Genomic DNA, 343 nt, shown 5'->3' on the forward strand with positions numbered 1-343 from the left:
AGACCTGCCTTCGCTGAGGAAGCTAAAGCTGATAACTCATCAAACCTTGATGTGACTGCTGCTACCACTGCCAATGTGGAAACCACAGCAGACCTCGTAGAAACAAAGGTTGTCGAAGCTCCTGCTACTACTGAAAATGTGGCTAGCACAGAAAACACCACAAATGTCTCAGAACAAGCCTCAACTTCTACAGCAAGTTCTGAAACTGCCAGTGAAACAGCTTCAACAACTGCAAGCGAAAGTCAAGCACCTGCGGAATCAGCCACAGGCCAAACACGTGATGCTGTAACTACAGACCGAGCTGCCAATGAGACAGCTTCAGTACCTAATGAAACAAACGTCA

General features: G+C 47.2%; 1 pseudogene. It reads left to right on the forward strand.

Features of this window, described 5'->3' with window-relative positions:
• A pseudogene (locus HMPREF3112_RS06145) lies at positions 1-343 on the forward strand (glucosyl transferase); the annotation flags it as partial.

Source organism: Streptococcus sp. HMSC10E12 (assembly GCF_001807855.1).
Taxonomy (GTDB): Bacteria; Bacillota; Bacilli; order Lactobacillales; family Streptococcaceae; genus Streptococcus; species Streptococcus salivarius.